The organism is Enterococcus sp. AZ197 (assembly GCF_050556405.1).
Classification (GTDB): Bacteria; Bacillota; Bacilli; order Lactobacillales; family Enterococcaceae; genus Enterococcus; species Enterococcus faecalis.
This window is the reverse complement of record NZ_CP187873.1, coordinates 1,890,594-1,902,822: the sequence shown is the minus strand read 5'-3', so window position 1 is coordinate 1,902,822 and position 12,229 is coordinate 1,890,594. Positions and strand designations below refer to the sequence as shown.

Below are 12,229 nucleotides of genomic sequence, written 5' to 3'. Positions count from 1 at the left end.
GAGAATTTTGTTGCAGACTACTTTTTAACCAGCTCCGTGTTGGAACGAAGGGTATAGAGACATCCCGCCATCTACAAAGAGTGTTGTTCCGGTTACGTATGAGGATTCATCAGAAGCTAACCAAGCGGCCGCAGCAGCTACTTGATTTGGTTTACCAATAATGCCCATAGGAACCATGCTCGTTGTTTGTTTTAACTGTTCGGGATCGGAAAATTTTTCAGCATTAATAGGTGTGTTAATCGCTCCAGGCGCAATACAGTTGGCACGAATACCATATTCCGCATATTCCAAAGCGATTGTTTTCGTGAACATTTCGGTTGCGCCTTTACTTGCCGCATAGTGGGCGAACGTTGGCCAAGGAATTTTTTGGTGAACGGAGGACATATTAATGATTGACCCTTTGATTTTTTGATCTCTAAATATTCGGAGTGCCTCTCTAGAACCCAAAAAGACACCGTTTAAATTGACATCAATGACACGTTGCCATTCTTTTAATGGCATATCAATTGTCGGAAAAGAAGCCTCCACACCGGCGTTATTTACCCAAATGTCAACATGACCAAACTCTTTTAAAGCGGTTTCAGCTAACGCTTTAATATCTTCTTCATTAGAGACATCAGCCTTCACGAATTTTACGCGATCTGCGTGCTTGGCTTGGACATCTTCAAATTCTTTAGGCAGCTCACCGACATAGTCAGCAACAACATTCATGCCCTCTAAGATATAACGCAGAGTAATAAATAATCCTAAACCCGTAGCTGCACCAGTGACAACGGCCACTTTACCATGTAATTCTCCATACATTGATTCATTCCCCCTAAAATTACTATTAATACTTTCATGGTAGCACATGTCAATCAGCGTGTTGATAAAATACGACAAACTGTCGGAAAAGTTTAGGCTCTAAAGTTAGCTACTATTGTTGAAGGTCTTTAAAAAAATACTGGTCGTAGTAATCAATTCCTCTCATTTATAGAGTTTTCTAAAAAAACACAAAATATCTAGGCGAAGTGGTCAAGTCCAATGGTTATTTATGAGTGAATATGCTAAAATAAAACTTGTCTTACATAAGGAAAGATTTGTTCACTAACAGTGGCGACTGTTCTCAGTAAACAGTTGCACTGGTTTATCGGGAAGGGAACAGAGCAAGTTTTACGAGACTTTCCCATGTAATAATAAAAAGCACTGAACGTCAGTGAATGAAGGAAGAAGGACATCTATGAAAACAATTATCACATTCATTATTGTCTTCGGTATTCTTGTCCTCGTACATGAATTTGGCCACTTTTATTTTGCAAAACGAGCGGGTATTTTAGTTCGTGAGTTTGCAATCGGAATGGGACCAAAGATTTTTGCGCATCGTGGAAAAGATGGCACCACTTATACGATTCGCTTATTGCCAATTGGTGGCTATGTGCGAATGGCTGGGATGGGTGAAGACATGACAGAAATCACACCAGGTATGCCTCTATCTGTTGAGTTAAATGCCGTGGGTAATGTGGTTAAAATTAATACAAGTAAAAAAGTACAATTACCTCATAGTATTCCGATGGAAGTCATTGATTTTGATCTTGAAAAAGAATTATTCATCAAGGGCTATGTCAATGGAAACGAGGAAGAAGAAACCGTTTATAAAGTTGACCATGATGCAACGATTATTGAAAGTGATGGAACCGAGGTGCGGATTGCGCCACTTGACGTTCAATTTCAATCAGCGAAATTATCGCAACGCATTTTGACGAACTTTGCGGGACCCATGAATAACTTTATCTTAGGGTTTATTCTGTTTACGTTAGCGGTCTTTCTACAAGGAGGCGTCACTGATTTAAACACGAATCAAATTGGACAAGTGATTCCTAATGGCCCAGCCGCAGAAGCTGGGTTGAAAGAAAACGATAAAGTCTTATCGATTAATAATCAAAAAATCAAAAAATACGAAGATTTTACAACCATTGTGCAGAAGAACCCCGAAAAGCCGTTAACGTTCGTAGTTGAGCGTAACGGCAAAGAAGAGCAACTAACAGTGACACCAGAAAAACAAAAAGTGGAAAAACAAACGATTGGTAAAGTCGGCGTTTATCCTTATATGAAAACCGATTTACCGTCAAAATTGATGGGCGGTATTCAGGATACTTTGAATAGTACGACACAGATTTTTAAAGCACTCGGCTCACTATTCACAGGCTTTAGTTTAAACAAACTAGGTGGGCCAGTCATGATGTTTAAATTATCGGAAGAAGCATCCAATGCTGGAGTAAGTACAGTTGTATTCTTAATGGCCATGTTGTCAATGAACTTAGGGATTATTAATTTGTTGCCGATCCCAGCTTTAGATGGCGGGAAAATTGTCTTAAACATTATTGAAGGTGTACGTGGAAAACCAATTAGTCCTGAAAAAGAAGGCATCATTACGTTAATTGGCTTTGGGTTTGTCATGGTGTTAATGGTGTTAGTTACTTGGAACGATATTCAACGCTTTTTCTTTTAAGGAGAAAGTTTAAGTAAAAAAGTGTGTAAAGAAATCAAAAATAGTTGATTTTAAAATAGAGGAGAGTTTTAATGAAACAGTCAAAAATGTTAATTCCAACGTTAAGAGAAGTACCAAATGATGCAGAAGTCTTAAGTCATCAAATTCTGTTGCGCGCAGGCTATATTCGTCAAGTCGCTGCAGGGATCTATTCTTATTTACCTTTAGCCAATCGTGTTTTAGAAAAATTAAAAACGATTATGCGAGAAGAATTTGAGAAAATTGATGCAGTTGAAATGTTAATGCCTGCGTTATTACCCGCAGAACTTTGGAAAGAATCAGGCCGTTATGAAACTTATGGACCTAACTTGTATCGCTTAAAAGATCGCAATGACCGTGACTATATCTTAGGCCCAACGCATGAAGAAACCTTCACAGAATTAATTCGTGATGAAATTAATTCTTACAAACGATTACCTTTGAATTTATACCAAATTCAAACAAAATATCGTGATGAAAAACGCCCACGTTCTGGCTTATTAAGAGGCCGTGAATTTATCATGAAAGATGGCTATTCTTTCCATGCCGATGAAGCTAGTTTAGATCAATCATACCGTGATTACGAAAAAGCTTACTCACGCATTTTTGAACGCTGTGGACTAGAATTCCGTGCCATTATTGGGGACGGTGGTGCCATGGGTGGTAAAGATTCTAAAGAATTTATGGCGATTTCTGAAATTGGGGAAGATACTATTTGTTATTCAACAGAAAGTGATTATGCTGCCAATTTAGAAATGGCAACAAGTCTTTATACGCCGAAAAAATCACATGAAACACAATTAGATTTAGAAAAAATTGCAACACCAGAAGTGGGTACAATTGCCGAAGTGGCAAACTTCTTTGAAGTTGAGCCACAACGAATTATTAAATCAGTACTATTTATTGCCGATGAAGAGCCAGTAATGGTCTTGGTTCGTGGCGATCATGATGTCAATGATGTCAAATTGAAAAACTTCTTAGGCGCTGATTTCTTAGATGAAGCAACAGAAGAAGATGCTCGCCGTGTCTTAGGAGCGGGCTTTGGTTCAATTGGTCCAGTCAATGTTTCCGAAGATGTTAAAATTTATGCAGATTTAGCTGTTCAAGATTTAGCCAACGCCATTGTTGGAGCTAACGAAGATGGCTATCATTTGACAAATGTAAATCCAGATCGTGATTTCCAACCAATTAGTTACGAAGATTTACGCTTTGTTCAAGAAGGCGATCCTTCTCCTGATGGCAATGGTGTCTTAGCCTTTACTAAAGGAATCGAAATTGGTCATATCTTTAAATTAGGAACGCGTTATAGTGATGCTATGGGCGCAACAGTTTTAGATGAAAACGGTCGTGAAAAATCAGTGATCATGGGTTGCTATGGCATCGGCGTTAGTCGTTTACTTTCAGCAATCGTTGAACAAAATGCAGACGAGCGTGGTATTAATTGGCCAACAGGAATTGCGCCATTTGATTTACACGTGGTCCAAATGAATGTGAAAGATGAGTACCAAACAAAACTATCACAAGAAGTTGAAGCAATGATGACCGAAGCGGGCTACGAAGTATTAGTTGATGACCGCAACGAGCGCGCAGGCGTAAAATTTGCTGATGCTGATTTAATTGGTTGTCCAATCCGTATCACAGTCGGGAAAAAAGCAGTCGATGGTGTGGTAGAAGTCAAAATCAAACGTACTGGTGAAATGTTGGAAGTACGCAAAGAAGAATTAGAAAGTACACTTTCTATTTTGATGAACACAACATCAGAAGTGGAATAATAATGAAAAGGGCGGACAGAATGATTAGGATAAACTGTTTCCGCCACTTATCAGCGTTTAAGCTTGAAGCAAAAATCTAAAGTGATTTTTGCTTCAAGCTCTTCTTAGCTCTTTTTAGAAAAGAAACAAGATTGTTTTTTTACAAAAAACGAGTATACTTAATAGAGAAGCGAATGCAGAGAAACCGAAAAAAGGCACTTGACAGATTTGTCTGAGGGCCTTTTTTCAATGATAGAAGGAGGTTCATTTTGTGACAGAAAAAGCACGCGATTTATTTGATAAACTGATGACGCAAATTCAGTTAGATGACACAGCGAAAGAACATCCCTTAATTCAAAATGGCCGGATTGACAAGGTCATTGTTCACCAACAAAGTCGCTTATGGGAATTTCATTTAAGTTTTGATGAATTGATGCCAGTGATGCTATATCAAACATTTATGCAACAATTGGAACTAGCTTTTCAACAAATTGCGCAGGTTTCCGTTCAAATAACCACAAATCAGACAACATTTACAGAGGAACAATTAACGGATTATTGGCAATTGGCCTTGTTAAATAGTCAATGCAATACGCCGTTAGTTCAGAAAGTCTTAAAAACACAGACACCACAATTTGAAGATCGGAAAATTATCTTACCTGTTGATAATGAAGCAGTTATTCCTTATTTGAAGCAACAATATTTACCAATTATTGAGGAACTTTATTTCTCTTACGGGTTTCCTAAATTTCATATTGAACCAAAAATGGATCAACAGCAAGCTGCAGAAGTGCTGAAAAAATTTGAAGAGCAAAAATTAGAACAAGCCGCAGCCTTTCAACAACAAGCTGCTGAATCGCTTGTTAAACATGAACAAATGAAAAAAGAAAAACAACAACAAGCGCCTGCGTTTGATGGTCCAATTCGTTTAGGTCGGAATATTCCCAATGATGAACCCATTATGCCAATGGGAAACATACTGGAAGAAGAACGTCGGATAACGATTGAAGGCTTTATTTTTGATAAAGAAGTGCGTGAATTGCGTTCTAAACGAAAAATTTTAATTTTGAAAATTACTGATTATACTTCCTCTTTCGTGGTGAAGAAATTTTCGAATGGGGAAAAAGATGAACAAGTTTTTGATGCGATTCAACCGCAAAGTTGGATTCGTGTTCGTGGTAGTGTACAAGAAGATACCTTCATGCGTGATTTAGTCATGAATGCTCAAGATTTGATGGAAGTCGCCCATGCGCCAAGAAAAGACTACGCGCCAGAAGGTGAAAAACGTGTAGAATTACACATGCATAGTAACATGAGTACAATGGATGCGACCAATAAAGTCGGTGACTTGGTGGCGCAAGCGGGGAAATGGGGTCATAAGGCCATCGCAATTACGGATCATGGCGGCGCCCAAGCGTTTCCTGATGCCCATGCTGCAGGTAAAAAAGCAGGCGTTAAAATTTTATACGGCGTGGAAGCCAATATTGTTGATGATGGTGTACCCATTGCTTACAACGAAGAACATATTGAATTAACAGATGCTACCTATGTGGTCTTTGACGTGGAAACAACGGGGCTTTCCGCTGTTTATGATACAATTATTGAATTGGCCGCTGTCAAAATGCACAAAGGAAATGTCATTGAGACTTTTGAGCAGTTTATTGATCCTGGTCATCCATTATCTCAAACGACGATCAATTTAACTGGGATTACAGATGAAATGGTGCGCGGCTCAAAGTCCGAAGAAGAAGTTTTACGCATGTTTAAAGAGTTTTCAGAAGGAACTATTTTAGTGGCCCACAACGCTTCTTTTGATATGGGGTTCTTAAACACAAGTTATGGCAAACATGGAATACCTGAAGCGGCTAATCCCGTCATCGATACATTAGAATTATCCAGATTCTTGTATCCACATTTCAAAAGCCATCGTCTAAATACCTTATCGAAAAAATTTGGCGTCAACTTAGAACAACATCACCGCGCCATCTATGACTCGGAATCAACGGGTCATTTGTGCTGGATTTTCTTAAAAGAAGCGAAAGAGAATCATGATATGCATTTCCATGATGATTTGAATCGTCATATTGGCGAAGGAGACTCATACAAACGAGCTCGACCTTTCCATGCAACGATTTTAGCAACAACTCAAGCAGGATTAAAAAATCTTTTTAAATTGATTTCCATGTCCAATGTAGATTATTTTTTCCGAGTACCACGGATTCCTCGTTCGCAATTATCGAAGTTAAGAGAAGGGCTTTTAATCGGTTCTGCATGTTCAAACGGCGAAATTTTTGAAGCAATGATGCAAAAAGGTGTCGAAGAAGCAAAAAATCGTGCCAAATTCTACGATTATATTGAAGTTATGCCCAAACCAGTTTACGCGCCATTAATTGAACAAGAATTGGTGAAAAATGAAGCAGATTTGGAAGAAATTATTAGTAATCTAGTGAAAATCGGTGACGAACTTGGCAAGCTGGTTGTCGCCACTGGAAATGTTCATTATTTAAATGAAGAAGATGCTATCTATCGGAAAATTTTAGTCGGGTCTATGGGTGGCGCTAATCCGTTAAATCGCCATAGTTTACCAAAGGTTCATTTCAGAACCACCGATGAAATGTTAACGGAATTTCAATTTTTAGGACAAGACGTCGCTAAGCGAATTGTAGTAGAAAATCCCAACAAAGTCGCTGATTTATGTGAAGAAGTTATTCCAGTAAAAGACGATTTGTATACGCCAAAAATTCCTGGGTCTGAACAAGAGATCACTGATTTAAGCTACAATCGTGCGCGCGAATTGTATGGCGATCCTTTACCAGAAATTGTCGAAAAACGGTTAGAAAAGGAACTGAATTCGATTAACGGGAATGGTTTCTCGGTCATTTATTTAATTTCTCAAAAACTGGTGCATAAAAGTAATGAAGATGGCTATTTAGTTGGTTCACGGGGCTCTGTCGGTTCGAGTTTTGTTGCGACAATGACAGGGATTACTGAAGTAAATCCTTTAGCGCCACATTATTATTGTCCTGAGTGTCAATATTCTGAGTTCTATGAAGATGGTTCCTATGGTTCAGGGTTTGATATGCCTGAAAAAGCCTGTCCAAAATGTGGCGCTCGATTGTTTAAAGATGGTCACGATATTCCTTTTGAAACGTTCTTAGGATTCCATGGCGACAAAGTTCCTGATATCGATTTGAACTTTTCTGGCGATTATCAAGCCGAAGCCCATAACTACACGAAAGTTCTTTTTGGTGAAGAATATGTCTACCGGGCAGGAACCATTGGTACAGTAGCCGACAAAACAGCGTATGGCTTTGTTAAAGGATATGAAAGAGATCATAATTTACATTTGCGTGGTGCTGAAATTGATCGCTTAGCCAAAGGTTCAACAGGGGTTAAACGGACGACTGGGCAGCATCCCGGCGGTATTATTGTAATTCCTGATTACATGGATGTTTATGACTTTACGCCAATTCAATACCCTGCTGATGATCAAGAGGCAGAATGGAAAACGACGCACTTTGATTTCCATTCCATTCACGATAATATTTTAAAACTTGATATTCTAGGACATGATGATCCGACCGTGATTCGGATGTTACAAGATTTATCTGGGATTGAGCCAAAAACCATCCCAACAGACGATCCAGAAGTGATGCGTATTTTTGAAGGACCTGATGTTCTAGGTGTGGATGCAGAGCAAATTTATTCTAAAACAGGAACTTTAGGAATTCCTGAATTTGGGACACGTTTCGTTCGAGGTATGTTAGAACAGACGCATCCATCAACTTTTGCAGAATTACTTCAAATTTCTGGACTGTCTCACGGAACCGATGTGTGGCTAGGGAATGCAGAAGAATTGATTCGCCGTGGCGAAGCCAATCTTGCTGAAGTAATTGGTTGTCGGGATGATATCATGGTTTATTTAATTCATGCTGGTTTGGACAGTGGGATGGCCTTTAAGATTATGGAAACGGTACGTAAAGGACAATGGAATAAGATTCCTGATGAACTACGGGATACGTATTTAAATGCGATGAAAGAAAACAACGTCCCTGACTGGTATATTGATTCTTGTTCTAAAATTAAATATATGTTCCCGAAAGCCCATGCGGCAGCATATGTATTAATGGCGTTGCGGGTCGCTTACTTTAAAGTTTATTTCCCAATCTTATATTACTGTGCATTTTTCTCCGTTCGGGCGGATGACTTCGACTTAGTGGCAATGTCACAAGGGAAAGAAGCTGTGAAAGCACGAATGAAAGAAATTACGGACAAAGGGATGGACGCCTCCACTAAAGAGAAAAACTTATTAACGGTTTTAGAATTATGTAATGAAATGCTGGAACGGGGCTATAAATTTGGCATGATTGATTTGTACAAATCAGATGCTGAAAATTTTGTGATCGAAGGGGATACCTTGATTGCACCTTTCCGAGCAGTGCCAAGTTTAGGCCTCAACGTAGCGAAAGCCATTGTCGCTGCGCGAGAAGAGCAACCGTTCTTGTCGAAAGAAGATTTGGCAACACGAGGCAAAGTTTCTAAAACGTTGATTGAATACATGAATGAAAATGGTGTCTTAAAAGACTTGCCAGATGAAAACCAATTATCATTATTTGATATGTTATAAAAGAAAAATCTTTTAGAAAAAGGCTGGTGAAGCAACTTATTCACCGGCCTTTTTTAGTCATCAAATAAATTAGAAAATCATTGCTAGAAGCGTTTTAATTACTTATTAAAAAGCCATCTTTATTTAATTATGTTGAGCTTGTGCATAAAAAGTAAAATGCTTATGATAAATGAAGAGCTTTATTTTTTTTAATAAGAAAGGAATTGGTTATATGGACAAAAAGCAATTACGATGGTTCACCGTCGGGTTAATTGCCTTTAACATGGTCTGGGGTCTTGGAAATGTTGTGAATAATTATGCACAACAAGGGATTTCAGTGGTCACTTCATGGCTTTTGATTTTAGTTTTATATTTTATTCCCTATGCGTTAATCGTAGGACAGTTAGGTTCAACATTTAAAGACAGCAATGGTGGAGTTAGTTCGTGGGTGCAAAATACCAGTACTAAACGTCTAGCCTATTATGCAGCATGGACTTATTGGGTAGTGCACATTCCTTACTTGGCACAAAAACCACAAGCAATTTTAATTGCCTTAGGTTGGGCAGTTCAAGGGAATGGAAACTTAGTCAATACGATGCCAATCGTAACGGTATCATTTATTTCATTAATAATTTTCTTGGTTTTCTTGTTATTATCAACAAAAGGGTTAACCACCTTAAAAGTTATTGGTGGTTTAGCTGGAACCGCCATGTTTGTGATGTCTATTTTATTTATTTTATTAGCGGTAGGCGCACCATTTATTAATTCAACGGTTGAATTTGCGACGCCAAACATGTCACAAGTCAGCACCTACATTCCTAAATTTGACTTTAGTTATTTTACAACCGTATCAATGTTAGTTTTTGCGGTAGGTGGCGCTGAAAAAATTTCTCCTTACGTAAATGCAACTAAAAATCCAGCCAAAGAGTTCCCTAAAGGAATGATTTTCCTAGCAGCAATGGTTGGTTTATCGGCTGTTTTAGGTTCATTTGCAATGGGAATGTTATTCTCAAGTGACAATATTCCTAAAGATTTAATGGCAAATGGTGCCTATAGTGCCTTCCAAAAATTAGGCGCGTATTATGGTGTCGGTAATCTCTTAATGATTGTTTATGCGTTAACGAATACAGTGGGTCAAGTGGCTGCGTTAGCCTTTTCAATTGATGCTCCACTGAAAATTCTTTTAGCTGAAGCAGATCCAGAATTTGTTCCAAGTTGGTTACGTAAACGTACGAAAAAAGGTACGTTAATTAATGGTTACCTATTAACAGGTATTTTAGTAAGTATTATTATCGCTTTACCGATGTTTGGGTTGAAGGACATGAACGAAGTGGTTAAATGGCTAACTAACTTAAATTCTGTAGTTATGCCAATGCGTTACTTATGGGTCTTCTTTGCCTATATGCTTCTAAACAAAGCATACAAACAATTTAATTCAGAATATAAATTTGTTAAAAATCCTAAAATTGGTTTTGTGTTTGGTCTTTGGTGTTTCCTATTTACAGCCTTTGCTTGTATCCTAGGAATGGTGCCTAAATTTGAGTATGCTTCAGACCCTCAAGGCTGGTTGTTCCAATTAGCTTCTAACATTGTGACACCAATCGTCTTAATTCTATTAGGAATGATTTTACCAGCAATTGCACGTCGCGAGAAAAAAGACACGATTTTGCCAATTGATTCAGCAGAATAATTGGTTACATGTCCAAGGATAAAATAGTCAGTTTAAGTATTTTACGTGAGATAAATGGTCAATAGGACTGTTTATCTCACGTTTTTTTTCTGTCGATTTTTCTCTAAAATTTCTATTGTCTCTTAAAAATATGAGAAAATCAGAAGAATTTCTCCTGTATACTAAAGGTATCTATCATTAAAAAATGGTTATTAACGGAGAAAAAGGAAGTGAATCTCATGACTAAAACACTTGAAACACAACCAGAAGAGAAAACGGTCTTTCTTTGTAAAGAAACGAATCCAGATTTTTTAGGACGAGAAATTTATGCAGATAATGTTGAAACACCGTATAATTTTTACTTAATTCGCAAGCTTTATTTAGCGAAAGAGTATCAAAATTTAGCAGAAGGGGAACAATTTTTTGAGGCTTTATGTGAAAGTTGGGATGAATCAGAACAGTTTGAAGAGTTAATTGTTAAAAAGATTTATGTCTATGTTGAAACGGAGTTAATGTACTACACTGTTTATTTTGGAAGTTTTGAGCCGACCACTCGTGACTTACGATCCGCACTGAAGCAATGGATGTATGAAATACCAACAACTAAAAATAAAAAAACAGTCCGTATGAATGAAACCAATGTGCAAGTAGTGCCGCAAGAAAATCAATTAACGGAATTAGCTGGTGAAATTGCTGTCTTACGTGAAATGTTGACACTTTTAAAAGAAAATTTAGCCTCCTTAAATGAAGCCGTTAATCAAACGAGAAATCCCGTCATTTCTAGACAAATAAAAACGATCCATTTGAAAAGAGCTTCTCCTGTAATAGCCGCAGAACAGGCATCGCTGAAAGTATCAGAGGATACTAATCTGGAACAACCAGACGTCAATCTATCGCCTGATAATCTGGAAAATCAAGAAGGTGAAACAACTGTAGCAACAAGTGAAGCAGTGCTTCCCGTTAACAAACTAGTGCTTGAAGAACCAGCGAAAGAACCAGTGTTATCTGAACCAGCGCCAATTAAAGAAGCGCTGCCAGAAAAAAAACAAGAAAACCAGCAGAGTACCGCGGCAAAACCTTTATTTACTTTTCCACAAGAAACAGAAAAAAGCTCGCTAAATTCAGTAAATAAGTCTGCCGAAAAAGAAGAGGAGCAGAAGCCAGAAAAAGAAGCTGTCTCTATGGAAAGTGAGAAAGAAAATTCATCAAGTCGGACAATTCCTGCGGACTTTCAACGACAATTGGACGAACTAGAAGAGGAAATTTATCGTCGCTTTATGAGTCGCCAGTTAGAGGATACTGATGGAAATCAAGCAGTACCGAAAATAACGATTGAAAAAAGACAGTTAGAAGCACAAATGTTTGAAGCAAAAGCATTCTCACAATCATTTAAACAAGTTCAAAAGAAAAAGGCAGGAGACGTGCGAATTTGCAATCAGTTAAGTTGTATGAAATTAGAAAAAGGATTAGATAAATTTTTAGACGAAGTTACAGAATATGTTGAAAAGCGGACACTATTTAATAAAAAGGTTCGTTGTCCGCTCCCAGTAATCAGAGAATTGGAAGGCTATGGGCAATTAAACCAGTATATGCAGAAAATCCTTGACTGTTATTAATCGTTTATTTAGGAGAAGGTAAGACAAAACCGTTCAGTTTATCAGCTTTTAAGCCTGAAACAAAAATCACTTTGGATTTTT

6 protein-coding genes are annotated in these 12,229 nt (G+C 37.9%); 5 read left to right on the top strand and 1 reads right to left on the bottom strand.

The window, feature by feature from the left end:
• Positions 1–24: 24 nt before the first annotated feature.
• Positions 25–804, bottom strand: a complete 780-nt coding sequence (locus IGK82_RS09140; RefSeq protein ID WP_010709706.1) for an SDR family oxidoreductase — start codon at positions 802–804, stop codon at positions 25–27.
• Positions 805–1,219: 415 nt separating this feature from the next.
• Here IGK82_RS09140 and rseP point away from each other — a divergent pair, with 415 nt between their 5' ends.
• The 5 genes from rseP (at position 1,220) to IGK82_RS09115 (ending at position 12,148) form a co-directional block, all read left to right on the top strand.
• The gene (rseP, locus tag IGK82_RS09135; RefSeq protein ID WP_002359768.1) at positions 1,220–2,488 is read left to right on the top strand and encodes an RIP metalloprotease RseP; all 1,269 of its coding nucleotides are present in this window, start codon (positions 1,220–1,222) and stop codon (positions 2,486–2,488) included.
• Between the two features lie 71 nt (positions 2,489–2,559).
• Positions 2,560–4,278, top strand: coding sequence for a proline--tRNA ligase (locus IGK82_RS09130; protein WP_002359769.1), 1,719 nt, complete (start codon positions 2,560–2,562; stop codon positions 4,276–4,278).
• A 250-nt stretch (positions 4,279–4,528) separates the two neighbouring features.
• The gene (locus tag IGK82_RS09125) at positions 4,529–8,884 is read left to right on the top strand and encodes a PolC-type DNA polymerase III (protein ID WP_002381593.1); all 4,356 of its coding nucleotides are present in this window, start codon (positions 4,529–4,531) and stop codon (positions 8,882–8,884) included.
• Between the two features lie 211 nt (positions 8,885–9,095).
• Positions 9,096–10,553 carry an amino acid permease gene (locus IGK82_RS09120; RefSeq protein WP_002356790.1) on the top strand — a complete coding sequence of 486 codons (1,458 nt, stop codon included), beginning with the start codon at positions 9,096–9,098 and terminating at the stop codon, positions 10,551–10,553.
• A 218-nt stretch (positions 10,554–10,771) separates the two neighbouring features.
• The gene (locus IGK82_RS09115) at positions 10,772–12,148 is read left to right on the top strand and encodes a hypothetical protein (protein WP_002385773.1); all 1,377 of its coding nucleotides are present in this window, start codon (positions 10,772–10,774) and stop codon (positions 12,146–12,148) included.
• Positions 12,149–12,229: the final 81 nt, after the last annotated feature.